The sequence below is a fragment of the Vibrio chemaguriensis genome, from assembly GCF_012275705.1.
GTDB lineage: Bacteria > Pseudomonadota > Gammaproteobacteria > Enterobacterales > Vibrionaceae > Vibrio > Vibrio diabolicus.
Window position 1 is genome coordinate 44,734 of sequence record NZ_SHOE01000001.1, and the last position, 18,813, is coordinate 63,546.

The 18,813-nt window shown below is 45.5% G+C and carries 16 protein-coding genes; 13 read left to right on the top strand and 3 right to left on the bottom strand.

The window, feature by feature from the left end:
• Positions 1 to 11: 11 nt before the first annotated feature.
• Positions 12 to 458 carry a hypothetical protein gene (locus tag EX191_RS00190; RefSeq protein ID WP_012841451.1) on the bottom strand — a complete coding sequence of 149 codons (447 nt, stop codon included), beginning with the start codon at positions 456 to 458 and terminating at the stop codon, positions 12 to 14.
• A 150-nt stretch (positions 459 to 608) separates the two neighbouring features.
• Between EX191_RS00190 and EX191_RS00195 the strand changes: the two genes are divergently transcribed.
• From EX191_RS00195 to deoD, 10 genes are all read left to right on the top strand, one after another.
• Positions 609 to 1,019: a DNA polymerase III subunit psi gene (locus tag EX191_RS00195; protein WP_182032748.1), complete on the top strand. Its 411-nt coding sequence runs from the start codon at positions 609 to 611 to the stop codon at positions 1,017 to 1,019.
• Positions 1,020 to 1,074: 55 nt separating this feature from the next.
• Positions 1,075 to 1,530: a ribosomal protein S18-alanine N-acetyltransferase gene (gene rimI / locus EX191_RS00200; protein ID WP_005394641.1), complete on the top strand. Its 456-nt coding sequence runs from the start codon at positions 1,075 to 1,077 to the stop codon at positions 1,528 to 1,530.
• 146 nt (positions 1,531 to 1,676) lie between these two features.
• The gene (prfC, locus tag EX191_RS00205) at positions 1,677 to 3,266 is read left to right on the top strand and encodes a peptide chain release factor 3 (protein ID WP_012841453.1); all 1,590 of its coding nucleotides are present in this window, start codon (positions 1,677 to 1,679) and stop codon (positions 3,264 to 3,266) included.
• 95 nt (positions 3,267 to 3,361) lie between these two features.
• On the top strand, positions 3,362 to 3,559 hold the full coding sequence (locus EX191_RS00210) for a DUF5363 family protein (protein WP_182032747.1): 198 nt from the start codon (positions 3,362 to 3,364) through the stop codon (positions 3,557 to 3,559).
• On the top strand, positions 3,546 to 4,319 hold the full coding sequence (locus EX191_RS00215; protein ID WP_182032746.1) for a TatD family hydrolase: 774 nt from the start codon (positions 3,546 to 3,548) through the stop codon (positions 4,317 to 4,319). The genes EX191_RS00210 and EX191_RS00215 overlap by 14 nt, the downstream gene beginning before the upstream one ends.
• A 204-nt stretch (positions 4,320 to 4,523) precedes the next feature.
• Complete coding sequence (locus EX191_RS00220) at positions 4,524 to 5,807, top strand: NupC/NupG family nucleoside CNT transporter (protein WP_006742377.1); 1,284 nt, start codon at positions 4,524 to 4,526, stop codon at positions 5,805 to 5,807.
• Positions 5,808 to 6,388: 581 nt separating this feature from the next.
• Positions 6,389 to 7,165 (top strand): deoxyribose-phosphate aldolase, encoded by a 777-nt coding sequence (gene deoC, locus EX191_RS00225; RefSeq protein ID WP_006742378.1) that lies wholly within the window; start codon positions 6,389 to 6,391, stop codon positions 7,163 to 7,165.
• Between the two features lie 97 nt (positions 7,166 to 7,262).
• Positions 7,263 to 8,591, top strand: coding sequence for a thymidine phosphorylase (gene deoA, locus EX191_RS00230; RefSeq protein WP_193446946.1), 1,329 nt, complete (start codon positions 7,263 to 7,265; stop codon positions 8,589 to 8,591).
• A gap of 68 nt (positions 8,592 to 8,659) precedes the next feature.
• Positions 8,660 to 9,880, top strand: a complete 1,221-nt coding sequence (locus EX191_RS00235) for a phosphopentomutase (protein WP_193446947.1) — start codon at positions 8,660 to 8,662, stop codon at positions 9,878 to 9,880.
• A gap of 138 nt (positions 9,881 to 10,018) precedes the next feature.
• On the top strand, positions 10,019 to 10,738 hold the full coding sequence (gene deoD / locus EX191_RS00240) for a purine-nucleoside phosphorylase (RefSeq protein ID WP_006742381.1): 720 nt from the start codon (positions 10,019 to 10,021) through the stop codon (positions 10,736 to 10,738).
• Positions 10,739 to 10,835: 97 nt separating this feature from the next.
• Here deoD and EX191_RS00245 read toward each other — a convergent pair whose 3' ends face one another.
• On the bottom strand, positions 10,836 to 11,441 hold the full coding sequence (locus tag EX191_RS00245; RefSeq protein WP_041852892.1) for a YtjB family periplasmic protein: 606 nt from the start codon (positions 11,439 to 11,441) through the stop codon (positions 10,836 to 10,838).
• Between the two features lie 91 nt (positions 11,442 to 11,532).
• Between EX191_RS00245 and serB the strand changes: the two genes are divergently transcribed.
• Positions 11,533 to 12,513, top strand: coding sequence for a phosphoserine phosphatase (gene serB, locus EX191_RS00250; protein ID WP_006742382.1), 981 nt, complete (start codon positions 11,533 to 11,535; stop codon positions 12,511 to 12,513).
• 66 nt (positions 12,514 to 12,579) lie between these two features.
• Here serB and EX191_RS00255 read toward each other — a convergent pair whose 3' ends face one another.
• On the bottom strand, positions 12,580 to 14,928 hold the full coding sequence (locus tag EX191_RS00255) for a PilZ domain-containing protein (RefSeq protein ID WP_182032744.1): 2,349 nt from the start codon (positions 14,926 to 14,928) through the stop codon (positions 12,580 to 12,582).
• Between the two features lie 136 nt (positions 14,929 to 15,064).
• Between EX191_RS00255 and radA the strand changes: the two genes are divergently transcribed.
• Both radA and fusA read left to right on the top strand, forming a co-directional pair.
• Positions 15,065 to 16,444 carry a DNA repair protein RadA gene (gene radA / locus EX191_RS00260; RefSeq protein ID WP_046875036.1) on the top strand — a complete coding sequence of 460 codons (1,380 nt, stop codon included), beginning with the start codon at positions 15,065 to 15,067 and terminating at the stop codon, positions 16,442 to 16,444.
• Positions 16,445 to 16,659: 215 nt separating this feature from the next.
• Positions 16,660 to 18,750, top strand: coding sequence for an elongation factor G (gene fusA, locus EX191_RS00265; RefSeq protein ID WP_012841459.1), 2,091 nt, complete (start codon positions 16,660 to 16,662; stop codon positions 18,748 to 18,750).
• Positions 18,751 to 18,813: the final 63 nt, after the last annotated feature.

An 18,813-nucleotide genomic window follows, 5' to 3' on the forward strand; every position in this document is an offset into this window, starting at 1 on the left:
AGATAGGGAGATTAGGATGACTGGTCACTTTTCTTCTTACCCCAAACCTCTATTTTTGCTTTCTTACTTAGCCCTAAAACATTGAGTTTTCTGCTGCCCCAACTGCTGTAAGTCATTTCAATCTGTTTTAGCTTCGCTTCTTTTGAGCCAGGAAGGCTCCATGCACGAGTCGATAATCCACTTGTTAGCACACCCATAGAGGTTAGCTTTTTCTCACTACCGTCCGTCATCACGACTTTTAAGTCGTTAATGTCTACCGTGCCCTGCACACATTTCAGTTTAATTTTACTGAAGCTGCGATTTCGGAATAGGCTATTTGGTGTCACGGTATCCGTTTCTGTTTGGAATTTGACGGTTTTCGTTGCAATCAGCTCCCACTCATCGCTGCTATTAGCAAAAACACTCATGCTGGTGGTGGCTACCAGTGCGCAAAGCAGCAGTGTAGGTAAGAATTTCATAATGTACCTCATATGTTATACCTACGGTGTGGCCATTGTCATAGGCAGAACAGTTCAATCATTCCAATGTATTGAGGTGTTCCTTGAAGTCCTTTAGGTATAATCACGATTATTTGTTAGGATTGCCCTCGTTCAAATAGGTGACGGAAAATGTCAATTAACGAGAAACAGTATTTACACGAAATGGGCATCAGCACATGGGAGCTGGTACACCCAGATAGATTGGCAGGTTACCAATCGCCAAAAATCGATTTGCAAAGTTCTTGCAAACTCCTGTTGATCTCTCCGGTATGTCCAGAGAATGAGACGGCGGTTTTGTTTGAAAACATCCTAAAGAGTATGAAGTTAACGCTTGACCAAGCGTTACATATTGAGCAAGAGCGATTTCCATTACTTGGCCAGCACGAGCTTGAGTGGGTTTGGTTTGCAGGGTGTGAAGCCGAAGTATTGCCTGACACTAAACAACTGACATCGCCATTGTTGCAAGATGTGGATGGGAATACCCAACAAAAACGTGCACTTTGGCAACAGATTTGTTCTTACAACAATTCGAGCAAATAAGCATTAATCCCCGTTTTACTGCAATTGGTATTGCACATGAACCCCTAGGTAAATAATGACAACTAAAATCTTACCAATGTGCGCTGAGCACTTAGATCAAGTTTGGCAAATTGAGCAGCAAGCACACTCGCATCCGTGGGCAGAGTCTTTGGTACGTGATTTATCCAGCCGTGGAGCATGTCATCATGTGATGCTCGATGGCGAGATGGTGATTGGCTACTTCTATGCGCAGAATATTGTCGGTGAAGTTACGTTGCTGAATATTGCTATCGCGCCGCATCTTCAGGGTAAAGGCTATGGTCAAAAACTGTTGGATGCGTTCTTAGAACATTGTGAGCAATCAAAAGCGGAGAGTGCTTGGCTTGAGGTGCGAGAGAGTAATAAGCCTGCTATTTATATTTATGAACAAGCTGGATTCAATGAAGTTGATCGACGTCATAACTATTACCCTGCGAAAACTGGCACGGGAAAAGAAGATGCGATCATCATGAGTTATCTCTTCTTTCACTAACGTTAACGCATCCCATAAGGGAGGTCGCCCCTAAAGCGATCAGTTGCCCCTGAGGCAATAATAAGCGAGAATACCGCGCAATATTGAATCTAAAAAGCGTGTTTGCTTTTCGAGCAAGCATTCAGACATCAAAGAAGACCAGTTTCATGTCAAATACACCTTTTCTAAGCGAAGTGTCTAAACGTAGAACGTTCGCTATTATTTCTCACCCGGATGCGGGTAAAACCACCATTACTGAAAAAGTCCTTTTATTCGGAAACGCGATTCAAAAAGCAGGTACGGTTAAAGGTCGTGGTAATGCACAGCACGCAAAATCAGACTGGATGGAAATGGAAAAGGAACGTGGTATCTCGGTAACCACGTCTGTGATGCAGTTCCCTTACAATGATTGCCTGGTAAACCTACTTGATACTCCTGGACACGAAGACTTCTCGGAAGATACATACCGTACTCTAACGGCAGTCGACTCGTGTTTGATGGTTATCGATGCAGCGAAAGGTGTCGAGGATCGTACTCGTAAGCTGATGGAAGTAACCCGTCTACGCGATACGCCAATCGTGACCTTCATGAACAAACTTGACCGTGACGTTCGTGATCCAATGGAAGTATTGGACGAAGTAGAAAACGAATTGGGCATGATGTGTGCGCCTATCACGTGGCCAATCGGCTGTGGTAAAGAGTTTAAAGGTGTGTACCACATTCACCGTGATGAAACGATTTTATACGAATCTGGTCACGGTCATGAGATTCAAGAAGTTCGAATCATCAAAGGTCTAGATAACCCAGAGCTTGATGAAAAAGTCGGTGCAGGCCTTGCGGAAAGCGTTCGAGAAGAGCTTGAGCTTGTTATGGGTGCTTGCCCTGAGTTTGATTTGGAAATGTTCTTAACGGGTGACCTGACGCCAGTTTACTTCGGTACCGCATTAGGTAACTTCGGTGTAGACCACATGCTAGACGGTCTAACAGAGTGGGCACCAGCACCGAAAACGCGTCAAGCGGTTGAGCGTGAAGTTGAAGCGACAGAAGAGAAGTTCTCTGGTTTCGTATTTAAGATCCAAGCAAACATGGACCCGAAACACCGTGACCGTATCGCATTCATGCGTATTGTATCGGGTACTTACACGCAGGGTATGAAGATGAACCACGTTCGTCTTGGCAAGCAGGTGAGTATCTCTGATGCAGTAACCTTTATGGCGGGTGACCGTTCACGTGCAGAACACGCTTACGCGGGTGATATCATTGGTCTGCACAACCACGGAACTATCCAGATTGGTGATACCTTTACTCAAGGTGAGTCACTGAAGTTCTCTGGTATTCCGAACTTTGCCCCGGAACTGTTCCGTCGTATTCGCCTGAAAGATCCACTAAAGCAGAAACAGCTACTAAAAGGCTTGGTGCAACTATCAGAAGAAGGTGCGGTACAGGTATTCCGTCCACTACAAAACAACGATCTGATCGTTGGTGCCGTTGGTGTACTTCAGTTCGATGTTGTTGTGGCTCGTTTGAAGTCTGAATATAACGTTGAAGCGATTTATGAAGGCATCAACGTTGCAACTGCGCGTTGGGTTGAGTGTGATGATGCGAAGAAACTGGATGAGTTCCAACGTAAGAACCAAGCAAACTTAGCATTGGATGGTGGTGATAACCTAACGTATATTGCACCAACAATGGTTAACTTAAACTTGGCGAAAGAGCGTTTCCCTGATATTGATTTCCGTGCGACGCGTGAGCACTAATCAAAAAGCGGTTTGGGTAAGCTTTAACGCAAACTAGATTTTAAAACGCCCTTGGCTATAAACTTAGCCAAGGGCGTTTTTTATAAGGATGAGATATGAACTGGTTTAAACGAGGATTGAAGCGTTACGACGACTGGTGCAAGGAGATGGGGCTAACCCCCGATCAAAAACGCAGCTGCGTTCCGTATAGAAAAGATCCTGCCCATCAAAATGAAGAGAACAGTGAAGCTCTGCTATTTTCTGATTCTCAGCTTGTTGGTACAGATAAAAAGTCTCAAGATGAAGCTCTTTGATACCCATTGTCACTTTGACTTTGATGTATTCCAAGGTGACTTTGCACATCAACTTCAGCTAGCTCAAACGCAAGGCGTGACAAGAATTCTGATTCCGTCAGTGGGACCTCAAAACTGGGCTCGTATTCAAACCTTGGCAGATCAACATGCCAATTTGTATTATGCCCTTGGGTTTCATCCGTATTTTCTTGAAGATAACGTCGAGCAGCACTTTGCTGAATTGGAACATTATCTAAAACAAAATGCTCCCCAGTGCGTGGCAATAGGAGAGTGTGGGCTAGATTTTGCCATTGATGTTGACCCACAGTTGCAAGAAGAGACACTTGAAGTTCAATTTGAACTGGCTAGACGCTTCGAACTCCCAGTTATTTTACATAGTCGAAAAGCGCACAATCGCCTTATTCAAATAGTTAAAGCGGCGAAGCTCCCTCGGGGCGGTGTGCTACATGCTTTCTCTGGGAGTTATCAGCAAGCAATGGAGTGGGTCAAATTAGGTTTTTTTATCGGTGTAGGAGGAACCATCACCTACCCAAGAGCGAAGAAAACGCGCGACGCAATTCAAAAATTACCACTCAAACATCTCGTGATCGAAACAGATGCACCGGATATGCCTATACTTGGGTATCAAGGGGAGTCGAATCACCCAGCCAAACTCATTCACGTCTTTAATGAGCTCGTAGAGTTGCATAACGGCTCAAAGCAATCGATTGCCTCTCAGTTATGGAAAAATAGCAATTTTGCTTTCTCGATATGTGAATAAAATCTAAAGATGTGGTTTGAAATAGAAAACGTTTTCCTGCTTATTGTGAATTAACTCACAAAGCTGGCTGAATCAATCATGAATCTTATAGGAAAGTGTGAGGCTGGCATTACTTTAATTGATTCTGCATGAGTATAATTGCTCCCGCTTTATAGCTCCATTTTGTAACACGCCAATAAATAACTTATAAGGAAGTCATAAACTATGAGCCTGTTTATGAGCCTAATCGGTATGGTAGTGCTTCTTGCGATTGCAGTGGCATTTTCTAATAACCGAAAAGCTATCAATCTAAGAACTGTGGGTGGCGCATTCGCTATCCAATTCGCATTAGGTGCATTTGTTCTGTATGTACCTTGGGGCCGTGATCTACTAAACGGTTTCTCTTCAGGTGTTTCTAACGTTATCAACTACGGTAACGATGGTTCATCATTCCTGTTCGGTGGTCTTGTTTCTGACAAGATGTTCGAAGTATTCGGCGGCGGCGGTTTCATCTTCGCATTCCGTGTTCTTCCTACACTGATCTTCTTCTCTGCACTGATTTCAGTTCTTTACTACATTGGCGTTATGCAATGGGTTATCAAGATTCTTGGTGGCGCACTACAAAAAGCGCTGGGCACTTCACGTGCGGAATCAATGTCAGCAGCAGCAAACATTTTCGTAGGTCAAACAGAAGCACCTCTAGTTGTTCGTCCATTCGTTCCAAAAATGACTCAATCAGAGCTATTCGCGGTAATGTGTGGTGGTCTAGCTTCTGTTGCTGGTGGTGTACTAGCGGGCTACGCTTCAATGGGTGTTCCACTAGAGTACCTAGTAGCAGCATCATTTATGGCGGCACCAGGTGGTCTACTATTCGCTAAAATCCTTCACCCAGAGACTGACCAGCCTCACGAAAGTATCGAAGAAGCGATGGACGGCGGCGACGACAAACCAGTAAACGTAATCGACGCAGCAGCGGGCGGTGCGGCTTCTGGTCTACAACTTGCGCTTAACGTAGGTGCAATGCTAATCGCATTCGTTGGTCTAATCGCGCTGATCAACGGTATGCTAGGTGGCATCGGTGGTTGGTTCGGCATGCCAGAACTAACGCTAGAGCTAATCCTAGGTTACGCATTCTCTCCACTAGCATTCCTAATCGGTGTTCCATGGGCTGAAGCAGTAACTGCTGGTTCATTCATCGGTCAGAAAATCGTAGTGAACGAATTCGTTGCTTACTTGAACTTCACACCATACCTAGGTGAAAACGCTCAAGTAATCGCGGCAACTGGTGAAGTAATGTCTGAGAAGACAACAGCTATCATCTCATTCGCACTATGTGGTTTCGCGAACCTTTCTTCTATCGCGATTCTACTTGGTGGTCTAGGTAGCCTTGCACCAAACCGTCGTAGTGACATCGCTCGCATGGGTGTTAAAGCTGTTCTTGCTGGTACGTTGTCTAACCTTATGGCAGCGACAATTGCAGGCTTCTGCTTAAGCCTTGCAGCACTATAATTAGAATCGGTTCTTAATATATAGACGCCGTTTTACATCATGCCCTGTAGCAAGAGATTGCTGCGGGGCATTTTTCGTTTTTCGGGCTCCAAAATCTCACCGGGTGCCGGACTCAGTCTAGGAGTTACGCAGCCGATGGAATAGGGGCTAGGAAATTTTGAGATACAAACCGTTTGCGCTCTATTTGGTGCTACAGTTTTGCGGTGAAACTCTATAATGTATTAATCACAGGATAGTGGTTAAGGTTGATACTTAATCACGTAATGAATATTACATAATCGATGGGCAAATGACTTGCCCAGCAATATCAGATCTAATAGGCGTTTTGCTGTGTGATGTGATATTAAAGACACCGCAATCATAGATTGTTGTGCCATAGGCCAAACTGGTACTGTGCGGTGACAAGGATAGCAATTGGCATATGAAATTTTCGCTGTATATGCCGAGTCTTCAGGGAACCAAGTCCGTTCATTAATAGACTGTTTAGCCATTTACTCACATTGTCTCGACTTGTTGATTATAGTTAGAGACGTGATGTAAGGCTGAGTAGTGAATTTTTTGAATATTGATCGGAGATAGAAATGAGCGATTTAAAAGCAGCAGCGCTACGTGCACTTAAACTTATGGACCTAACTACGTTGAATGACGATGACACTGATGCAAAAGTGATCTCATTATGTCATGACGCGAAAACAGCAGTAGGCAACACAGCTGCAATTTGTATTTACCCTCGCTTTATTCCTATTGCTAAGAAGACACTTCGTGAGCAAGGTACGCCAGAGGTTCGCATTGCAACAGTAACGAACTTCCCACACGGTAACGACGACATCGAAATCGCTGTTGCTGAAACAAAAGCGGCGGTTGCTTACGGTGCAGACGAAGTTGACGTTGTCTTCCCATACCGCGCGCTAATGGCGGGTGATGAGAAAGTAGGCTTCGAACTAGTTAAGCAATGTAAAGAGGCTTGTGGTGATATTCTTCTTAAAGTGATCATCGAAACGGGTGAACTAAAAGAAGAAGCACTAATCAAGAAAGCATCTCAAATCTGTATTGAAGCAGGTGCTGACTTCATTAAAACTTCAACTGGTAAAGTGCCAGTAAACGCAACACCAGAATACGCACGCATGATGCTTGAAGTTATTCGCGACATGGGTGTTGCAGAAACTGTTGGTTTCAAACCAGCAGGTGGTGTGCGCACTGCTGAAGACGCAGCTGCATACCTAGCAATGGCTGACGAAATCCTAGGTGACAACTGGGTTGATGCCCGTCACTACCGTTTCGGTGCGTCTAGCCTGCTAACTAACCTACTAAATACATTAGAAGTGACAGACGAAACTGCTGATCCAGCAGCGTACTAATCCCAATAATATGTCTGAACGGTAGCACCTAAACGGGTGCTACCAAACCTCTTCTATCCTACTTAACCATGGCTCACTGAGAGCATGGGAGGCACTAATGTATTTACCACAAGAAATCATTCGTAAAAAACGTGACGGTGAAGTACTTACCGCAGACGAAATCAACTTCTTTATTCAAGGCGTAGCAAATAACACCGTATCTGAAGGTCAGATCGCGGCGTTTGCTATGACGATTTTCTTCAATGAAATGACCATGGATGAGCGCATCGCCCTAACGTGTGCAATGCGTGATTCGGGCATGGTTATCGACTGGAGCCACATGAACTTTGGTGGCCCAATTGTCGACAAACACTCTACTGGCGGTGTGGGTGACGTAACGTCTTTGATGCTTGGCCCTATGGTGGCAGCATGTGGCGGTTTCGTACCAATGATCTCTGGCCGTGGTCTTGGCCACACAGGCGGTACGCTAGATAAGCTTGAGTCTATTCCTGGCTACAACATCACACCAAGCAACGATGTTTTTGGTCAAGTGACCAAAGACGCTGGTGTGGCGATCATCGGTCAAACCGGTGACCTTGCTCCAGCGGATAAGCGTGTTTACGCGACTCGTGATATTACCGCAACCGTAGACAACATTTCTCTGATCACGGCTTCCATTCTTTCTAAGAAATTGGCGGCGGGTCTGGAGTCGCTAGTGATGGACGTTAAAGTCGGCTCTGGTGCATTCATGCCAACTTACGAAGCGTCTGAAGAGCTAGCGAAATCAATCGTTGCAGTAGCAAACGGTGCGGGTACTAAGACCACTGCAATCCTGACAGACATGAACCAAGTATTGGCCTCTTCGGCAGGTAATGCGGTGGAAGTTCGTGAAGCGGTTCGTTTCCTAACTGGTGAATACCGTAACCCACGCCTACTTGAAGTCACCATGGCTTCTTGTGCAGAAATGCTGGTACTTGGCAAACTGGCTGAGAACACAGAAGACGCACGTGTGAAGTTGATGGAAGCGCTAGACAACGGTAAAGCAGCAGCATGCTTCGGCAAGATGGTTGCGGGTCTTGGCGGCCCAGCAGACTTCGTAGAAAACTACGATAACTACCTAGAAAAAGTGGAAATCATCAAGCCTGTTTACGCGACGGAAACGGGCATTGTTTCAGCAATGGACACGCGTGCGATTGGCATGGCTGTCGTTGCTATGGGTGGTGGTCGCCGTGTTGCTACTGATGAAATCGACTATGCCGTAGGTTTCGACGAGTTCATCCGCTTGGGTGAAGTTGCAGATAGCGATAAACCTCTTGCCGTTATCCACGCTCGCAGCGAAGAGCAGTGGGAAGAAGCGGCAAAAGCACTGCGCAGTGCAATCAAAGTAGGTGGTGAGTACACACCAACTCCAGAGGTTTACCGCCAAATTCGTGCAGAAGATATTTAACAGAACAAGTAATTACACAAGGCCTACTCAACCATAATAAAAAGCCGAGTGGGCCTAAGGAACGAGCAATGAAAAGAGCATTTATTTTAGTACTAGACTCATTCGGTATTGGTGCAACCGCTGACGCTGAGAAATTTGGTGATGTAGGTTCAGACACACTAGGCCACATCGCAGAACAATGCGAAAAAGGCTTAGCAGATAACGACCAACGTCAAGGCGCACTTCGCCTTCCAAACCTATCTAAGTTAGGTTTGGCAATGGCACACAAAGAATCAACAGGTCGCTTTGCTCCTGGCCTAGACGCAGAAGCAGAAATTATCGGTGCGTACGGCCACGCCGCAGAGCTTTCTTCTGGTAAAGACACGCCGTCTGGTCACTGGGAAATCGCAGGTGTTCCTGTTCTGTTTGACTGGGGTTACTTCACAGACAAAGCAAACAGCTTCCCTAAAGAGTTGACGGATCGCATCCTTGAGCGCGCGGGTCTTGACGGTTTCCTAGGTAACTGCCACGCATCTGGTACTCAAGTTCTTGATGACTTGGGTGAAGAGCACATGAAAACTGGGCAGCCAATCTTCTACACCTCTGCGGACTCTGTATTCCAAATCGCCTGTCACGAAGAGACATTCGGTCTAGACCGTCTACTAGAGCTTTGCCAAATTGCGCGTGAAGAACTAGAAGATTACAACATCGGTCGTGTAATCGCGCGCCCATTCATTGGCCCGGGTAAAGGTCAATTTGAGCGTACGGGTAACCGTCGTGACCTATCTGTAGAGCCACCATCAGCGACTATCTTACAAAAGTTAGTTGATGAGAAGGGCGGCCAGGTTCATTCCATCGGTAAGATTTCAGATATTTATGCTGGTTGTGGGATCACTAAAAAAACCAAAGCAACAGGCATTCCAGCACTATTTGAAGCAACGAAAGAAGCGATCAAAGAAGCGAGTGATAACACCATCGTATTCACTAACTTCGTCGACTTCGATTCAGCTTACGGTCACCGTCGTGATGTGGCGGGTTACGCTGCAGCGCTTGAGTACTTTGATGGTCGCATCAACGAAGTGCTAGAACTGATGGGTGAAGATGACGTGCTTATCCTAACAGCAGACCACGGCTGTGACCCAACATGGCCAGGTACTGACCATACTCGTGAGCACATCCCAGTATTGGTTTACGGTCAAAAAGTGCCAGCAGGCTCTCTTGGCCGCCGCGAAACATTCGCAGACATCGGCCAAACATTGGCGAGCTACTTCGGTACTTCTCCAATGGATTACGGTAAGAATTTCCTATAATTAGGATATTGAAAACTAGGAGCTGAATGCTCCTAGTTTTATGTTTGCAGTATGCAAGTACTGCTTGTCGGAAATGAGAATACTCTGGCTTATATCGCCTTAAGCGCGGAGCGCTAGAGAAAGGTTAAGGAAAAGAAAATGGCAACTCCACATATCAATGCTGAAATGGGTGCATTCGCAGACGTCGTACTGATGCCGGGTGACCCGCTACGTGCAAAATACATCGCAGAAACCTTCCTTGAAGACGTTGTGCAAGTGTGTGATGTGCGTAATATGTTCGGTTACACAGGCACATACAAAGGCCGTAAGATCTCGGTTATGGGCCACGGTATGGGTATCCCATCATGCTCGATTTACGCAACGGAGCTAATTAAAGACTTCGGCGTGAAGAAAATCATCCGTGTTGGTAGCTGTGGCGCAGTAAACGAAGACATCAAAGTGCGTGATGTTGTGATCGGCATGGGCGCGTGTACGGATTCTAAAGTGAACCGTATCCGTTTTAAAGGTCATGACTTTGCAGCAATCGCAGACTACAAAATGGTTCGCGCGGCAGAAGACGCAGCAAAAGCACGTGGCATTGATGTGAAAGTCGGTAACCTATTTTCAGCGGAGCTTTTCTACACGCCTGATCCAGAAATGTTCGACGTAATGGACAAGTACGGCATTGTTGGTGTTGAAATGGAAGCGGCGGGTATTTACGGCGTAGCGGCAGAATACGGTGCAAAAGCTCTGACAATCTGTACGGTTTCAGATCACATCAAAACGGGTGAGCAAACAACTTCTGATGAGCGTCAAACAACATTCAACGACATGATGCTAATCGCACTAGATTCAGTATTGCTAGGCGACGAAGAATAAGCGACAAAGAGTCATCTTAGTTTCTTGACATTAAGAACTAAAAGAACAGCCCGCACAATGCGGGCTGTTTTTGTATTAGATGTTGATTACCGACTGACTATTTGGTTAGCAGTAGGTTTTGCGCTTTTTTACGGCGGATAGGCTGTCTACGTAAAATCATAATGAATAACATGCCGCACACAAAACTCATTAGCACCATCATGTACATGTAGCGATCACTCTTACGATAGTGGTGGTCAGAAATCGCGGTTACACGACCTGTCTCAAAGGTAACGCGAACAAAACCGATGAGTGCTTCATCGGCAAATACTGGTTCAACCAACTGCTGGCGGCCAATGGAAGCTGTTGCCAAGGGCGTGTCTAAGCCTAAAACTTCGCGTACCGATAGCGCATCTTCACTAGACGCTAAACGTACGCCTTGTGCATCATATATTGTCGCATCAAACACCAAACGGTCTTGTGCTAGCTGGTTTGTCAGCTTAAGTAAGCGTTCTTGATCTTTGGTCAAAATCATTTCACTGGCAGAAAGAGACGCCTGTGAAATCAAAACTTTGGTGAGTGTCTCAAGCTGCTGTGCTTGAATTTTCTCGTTGCCCTTACTGATCACAACACTGTTTTTGATCGTGATAAACAACATCACACACAGTAGGATTAGTGCCAGAATTCTTAGGGCATTCCTTACTGAGAACAAGGATTCACTCATGCTCTTTACTCATCCATTTAAAATAAAACAAAGACTTGCCTTTTTAGTTTGTTGAGGTAACGTTTTAGCAAAGTCATAAGGGATTATATACATGGACGCGTCAAAAAGCTTGCCTATCAGAAAACATACGACACTTTTAAAACGATTACCCGAGACTCGATTTGCCTCCCAACTAGATAAAGCAAAAGCAAACTGGATAGTGTTTGCAGAATACCTTTCGCCACGTCATTTTGAAGACATTGATTTCTTCACAGGTGTCTACAACCCCGTGTTAGAAACGTGGAAAGTTGGCCAATATGAAGTCGCCTTGATGGCAGGAGAGTTGACCCCTCAACACGAAACGATCTTACAAAGCCTCAACTTGGATTACGCCTCGCTTAATGAAGTTCCAGACCTATCAACCCAAGGTTTGATTGTATTTGACATGGACTCAACGGCAATCCAGATAGAGTGTATTGATGAAATTGCAAAATTGGCCGGAGTCGGGGATGAGGTGGCAGAAGTTACTGAACGTGCGATGCAAGGAGAACTGGATTTTGAGCAAAGTTTGCGTCAACGCGTAGGCAAGCTCAAAGGTGCTGATGAATCAATTCTTGAACAAGTTCGTTCCCAATTGCCATTTATGCCGGACTTTGAAGCGTTAATCGCAACGTTAAAAGCACTAGGCTGGAAAACAGCGATTGCTTCCGGTGGTTTTACTTACTTCTCGGACTATATCAAAGATAAAGTCGATTTAGATTTTGCTCGCTCTAATCAGTTGGAAATCATTAATGGTAAGCTCACGGGGAACGTACTTGGCGATGTGGTTACCGCGCAGATGAAATCAGATATCCTGGTGGAGTTGGCGGATGAATACGAAATTGAGCAGCACAACACGGTTGCTGTCGGTGATGGCGCTAACGATCTTGTGATGATGTCGGTGGCGGGCTTAGGTATCGCGTACCACGCAAAACCTAAAGTGGAAGCTCAAGCGCAATCTGCGATTCGCTTTGCAGGCTTAGGCGGTGTGCTCTGTATTTTATCTGGTGCACTGGTGAAGCAGCAAAAGGTCAGCTGGAAAGCAAAACCTTAATTTATCCATTCAAAAAACACCGCCTTTCTGGCGGTGTTTTTTCGTTGACTTGGTATGGCTCTAAATTTACTCGGTTAACTCCAATCTAATTACAACTTCTTCCGTAATGTCTTCAAACTCACTGTAACCGACCAAAGCGGTCAGCTCCTTTTCTAATTTGCTCGCTTGATGTACACCAAATTGGGTTAAGTCACTTAAATCTTGTTGCAGCAACGATGTCATCGGATCGAAAATTGGGGCTGTAGATAAGCGAATCACGTAGAAGTCACCCATCATTCGCGCTTTCTTTATAAATTGAATCCGTTCTTTTACGCTGTTGAACTCTTGATGAAGCTTAGACTCAATGCCTGTAATTTTATTGCCGACTTTGGCTGCGCTAATGTAGATATCCTGATGCCTTGCTTGAGCTCCCTCTACACGCTTTATCGGCTCTGCGATTAATGTGCTTGTTCGACCTTTAAAGATAGGTTCAAGTGACAACAATTGATCGTGCCCAAGGCGTGCAAAAAGCTCAATGTGCTTAGGTAGCGGCAAATTCACCCCAATAACGGGGGTTTTGATTGAAGACGACGCTGTTTTACTGATAAAAATGGGTGTGCTCAGAGTTCTAGAGAGCAACATGCTGTGCAGTCTTTCAAGTAACGCATTACTCGGTAGCATCTCTTTTTGCGGGATCAACTTATCTTGATTGTGCTCGATAATGCTGTTGAAAAAGGCGATCACTTTAATGGTGTGGCTGCTTTCATCAATAACTAACTGTACGCTACAGCCATCTGGGCTAACACGAATTACCCGGTATGGCACCGACGTTAAAGGCAGCTTTTTGTCGTAGAGTTGTAACTCTCGGAAGTTGATCTGAACCTCTTGCCCAGAGCGCAACATGGTAGGTTCGTCCAGTTTAATGCCGAGCCCTCGCTTTGAAATATCGACGGTGCTGCCGAACGCTGTGACGGGCCCAGAACGTAGTTCTATTGGGGTCTTAAATCGGTAACGTGGCTCTTTACGACGAGACTTAGCATCAAAATAAATGCCTTTCGGGTTGCCTATAATTCTTCTCGGATGGCGAAATGCATTTAACGTATTTGCGGGTAAGCGCGGCTTTTCAGTGAGCAGATAATCCTGCCCTGATTTTTCGTCAGCAATTTCTTGCAAGATGCCAATGTGAGTCAATGATTGGGACGTTTCAGCTAACTCCGGAGAGAAAGTGGCTAAGTCTTCCTGTTCTTGCTCTGACAGTTCAAATATCGAAATTCTAAACGCGCGCCAACTTTCACGTTTAGCACCTAAATGCCAAAATAGCTGGCGTTGTTCACGAGTGGCCTCAGGACGAAGCATCGAATAGAAATAGGTTCGGTTTTCGTGCTCGTGAGTAAATGAATAAAGGACATTGGTGGTGCCTTTAACGCCAGGTTTAATGAGTGACGCGACTCGCTTCTCATTAAATAAGGACCCAAACATTTGCTGGTTCCTTTCATCATGCCAGTACTGCCAAAGCTTTTGATTGTTTGGCGTCAACATAGCGAGTTTCAGCTCACTGCCATCAAAGAATAGGGGTAAGCTGCTGGTGTGCTTGAGCGCGATGTGCTCATAACCACGAGTTCGAGCTCGAATGATCTTATCTTGATTATCGTGACGAGCTCTTTTAGCTGCGCTGTTGAGCGCTTCATCGATCACTCGAGTAACGACATTGGTTTCAGTTAAACGTATGGTTCTGAGGTATCGAACTGAGTCATTCTCGTAGCAGTCATCAACCGCAAGTATGCGGTACGCCAGCGGTTTCTCTATACCGGCAACCTGAGATTTGCTGGCAAACTCAGTAAACGTGACCTGAATAATCTCCCCAAGGTTATATTTAAACGCACTTGGGACTTTGAACTTTGCGCCAGAGCAGGATAAGTCAATGCTTAACCCATGCAGAAGTTGCCCTTTAGATCGGCAAATCTCGACTTGAGATTGGACTTTCAAGCGCTTTTCTTGGCGCTTTAAGTCATAGCCGAGGTGAACGGGCTCTGCTAAGAAAGGGCTTTTAGGATCCGTTAACGATTGCGTTTTTTGTTGAGTAAGACGTTTGCTCATTACGCGAAAGTTATTCCGTGTGTTGACCAAAGCTTCCCACATTCCCTCAGTGTAGCCGCCAAACTTTTTGATGTTTTTATGGTAAGCGTTGAAAGCAACGTCATCTAACCAATGTGGAATACCATCCAAAATATACTCGCGACATTCACCTTGGACGCGACCGCGCAGATCGATGCTTTTTTTGCACGGAGCCATCAAGCGGTTAAGTTCCATTTTCACTAAGATTTTGGCCGAAGGCGGCTCTTCCTCGGTCAATTGGCCAAGGACAAAGTCAAAGTCATCCGAACCGTAAACGGGAATGAGTCGTTCTGCGATCGAGAGAATTTCAGATTGCTGCATTATTTCTGTTAGAGTATGTCGTTACTTTAAATTGTATCGGCTAAGCGAAGTAAAACTTAAGTATATCAATAGTTCATTTCAGTTAAGGTCTGACTTGGCTGTGCTTAGTCACATTTGTAGAAAAAATCGAGGCATCATGGCGAAAGCAAAACGAGCGTATGTTTGTAATGATTGTGGCGCGGATTTTCCCCGTTGGCAGGGGCAGTGTAACGCATGTGGTTCGTGGAATACGATAACAGAAGTCCGTATCGCTGCATCGCCAACGGTTGCTCGTAATGAACGTTTATCCGGCTACGCGGGCTCCGCAACAGAAGCTACAGTTCAAACGTTATCCGAAATTGATCTGCAGGAAGTGCCACGCTTCACCAGTGGGTTTAAAGAACTTGACCGCGTATTAGGTGGGGGCGTTGTACCCGGCGCCGCTATTTTGATTGGTGGTAACCCTGGCGCTGGTAAATCCACCTTGTTGCTGCAAACCATGTGTAGTTTGTCTGCGCAAATGCCAACGCTCTACGTAACAGGTGAAGAATCGTTGCAGCAGGTAGCAATGCGTGCTTCTCGACTAGGGTTGCCGAAAGAGCACTTAAAAATGCTATCGGAAACGAACGTCGACAAAATTTGCCAAATCGCCGAAAAAGAGCAACCTCGCATTATGGTGATTGACTCGATTCAGGTAATGCACGTTTCAGATGTTCAATCGTCACCGGGCAGTGTTGCTCAAGTACGTGAATCTGCGACTGCTCTGACACGATACGCAAAACAGAATAACGTTGCGGTATTTATTGTTGGTCACGTAACAAAAGATGGTACCCTTGCGGGCCCTAAAGTTCTTGAGCACATTATAGACTGTTCGGTGCTGCTTGATGGTGGTACTGATAGCCGCTTTCGCACATTGCGTAGTCATAAAAACCGCTTTGGCGCTGTGAATGAGCTCGGTGTTTTTGCAATGACAGGCCAAGGGTTGAAAGAAGTGAGTAACCCATCCGCGATTTTCCTTTCTCGTGGTGAAGAAGAAACATCAGGTTCTTCTGTTATGGTGGTTTGGGAAGGTACGCGTCCTCTATTAGTAGAGATTCAAGCGTTGGTGGATTACTCCCAATTGGCAAACCCTCGCCGTGTTGCGGTCGGTTTGGAGCAGAACCGTTTATCACTTTTGCTCGCTGTGTTGCATAAGCATGGTGGCTTACAAATGGCAGACCAAGATGTCTTTGTTAATGTGGTTGGCGGTGTTAAGGTGACGGAGACGAGTGCCGATCTTGCGTTAGTTATGGCGCTTTTATCGAGTTTTCGTGACCGTCCACTTCCCAAAGATGTGGTTATTTTTGGTGAGGTCGGGCTTGCAGGCGAAATCCGTCCTGTGCCAAGTGGGCAAGAACGTTTGAATGAAGCGTTCAAACATGGTTTCAAGAAAGCCATTGTGCCTGCAGCCAACATGCCGAAAGGCGGCATTCCTGGCATGCAAATTCACGGCGTTAAGAAATTGTCGGAAGCTATAGAGGCTTTTGACGAGCTGTAATGCTCATAAGAATGGTATTTGTGTAATCACAAACTGTTCTATCCGTCCTCAATAAAATGCGAATAAAGTACATAAATTGCTGTGTTTGACTATGCTTTGGGGACGGAAATTTCACGTTAAAATTTTTTTTCTTCCATCCGCACGCAAGGGTATCAGTATTGACAGAATGTGATATACTCTGCGCGCACTTTATACCTTATTAACAGAGTAAGACAATGACTGATTTATCAAAATACAGAAACATTGGTATTTTTGCTCACGTAGACGCGGGTAAAACTACCTCTACAGAGCGTATCCTAAAGCTAACTGGTAAGATCCATAAGATCGGTGATACACACGACGGTTCAACTACAACTGACTTCATGGAGCAGGAAGCTGAACGTGGTATCACAATCCAGTCTGCAGCAACAACTTGTTTCTGGAACGATCACCGTCTAAACATCATCGATACTCCTGGACACGTTGACTTCACTATCGAAGTTTACCGTTCTCTAAAAGTACTTGACGGTGGTATCGGTGTATTCTGTGGTTCTGGTGGTGTTGAGCCTCAGTCAGAAACTAACTGGCGTTACGCTGACGAATCACACGTATCACGTCTGATCTTCGTTAACAAACTAGACCGTATGGGCGCAGATTTCTACAAAGTTGTAGATCAAGTACAAAACGTACTAGGTGCTACACCTCTAGTTATGACTCTACCTATCGGTATCGAAGAAGATTTCGTAGGTGTTGTAGACGTACTAAGCCAACAAGCTTACGTATGGGATGAGTCTGGCCAGCCAGAGAACTACGAAGTTCAAGATATTCCAGCAGACATGGTAGAAAAAGCTGCTGAATACCGTGAAATGCTAATCGAAACTGCTCTAGAGCAAGACGAAGATCTAATGATGGCTTACCTAGAAGAAGGCGAAGAGCCATCTCTAGAAGACATCAAACGTTGTATCCGTAAAGGTACTCGTGATCTAGCATTCTTCCCAACTTACTGTGGTTCAGCGTACAAGAACAAAGGTATCCAACTTATTCTTGACGCGGTAATTGATTACCTACCATCTCCAACAGAAGTTGATCCACAGCCTCTAACTGACTCAGAGACTGGTGAGCCAACTGGTGAAGTTGCGACTGTATCTGCAGACGAGCCACTACGTGCGCTTGCATTTAAGATCATGGACGACCGTTTTGGTGCTCTAACCTTTATCCGCATCTACTCTGGTAAGATGAAGAAAGGTGACACAGTACTTAACTCTGCAACTGGTAAAACAGAGCGTATCGGCCGTATGGTTGAGATGCACGCAGACGAGCGTAACGAGATCGATTCAGCACAAGCTGGTGACATCATCGCTGTAGTTGGTATGAAGAACGTTCAAACTGGTCACACTCTATGTGATCCTAAGCACGAATGTACTCTTGAGCCAATGATCTTCCCAGATCCAGTAATCTCTATCGCAGTTAAGCCTAAAGATAAAGGCGGTTCTGAGAAGATGGGTATCGCGATCGGTAAAATGGTTGCAGAAGATCCATCATTCCAAGTTGAGACTGATGAAGATTCAGGCGAAACTATCCTGAAAGGTATGGGTGAACTTCACCTAGACATCAAGGTAGATATCCTTAAGCGTACTTACGGCGTTGAGCTAGAAGTTGGTGCTCCACAGGTTGCTTACCGTGAAACTATCACTCAAGCAATCGAAGACAGCTACACGCACAAGAAACAGTCTGGTGGTTCTGGTCAGTTCGGTAAGATCGATTACCGTATCAAACCAGGTGAGCCAAACTCTGGCTTCACGTTCAAGTCAACAGTTGTTGGTGGTAACGTACCTAAAGAATTCTGGCCTGCAGTTGAGAAAGGCTTTGCGTCAATGATGGAGCACGGTGTTCTAGCTGGCTTCCCTACTCTAGACGTTGAAGTTGAACTATTCGACGGTGGTTTCCACGCAGTTGACTCTTCAGCAATCGCTTACGAAATCGCTGCTAAAGGCGCATTCCGTCAGTCTATGCCTAAAGCTGGCGCGCAACTTCTTGAACCAATCATGAAAGTTGACGTGTTCACTCCAGAAGATCACGTTGGTGACGTAATCGGTGACCTTAACCGTCGTCGTGGTATGATCAAAGACCAACAAGCTGCGTCTACTGGCGTACGTATCAAGGGTGATGTACCTCTATCAGAAATGTTTGGTTACATCGGTACTCTACGTACAATGACTTCTGGTCGTGGTCAGTTCTCTATGGAGTTCTCACACTACGCACCATGTCCAGCAAACGTTGCTGAGCAAGTAATTGCTGACGTTAAAGAGCGTAACGCTAAGAAGTAATTCTTAAGTTAACTCTATAACTTGAAAGCCCCGCCTAGTGCGGGGCTTTTTGTATCTAACCGC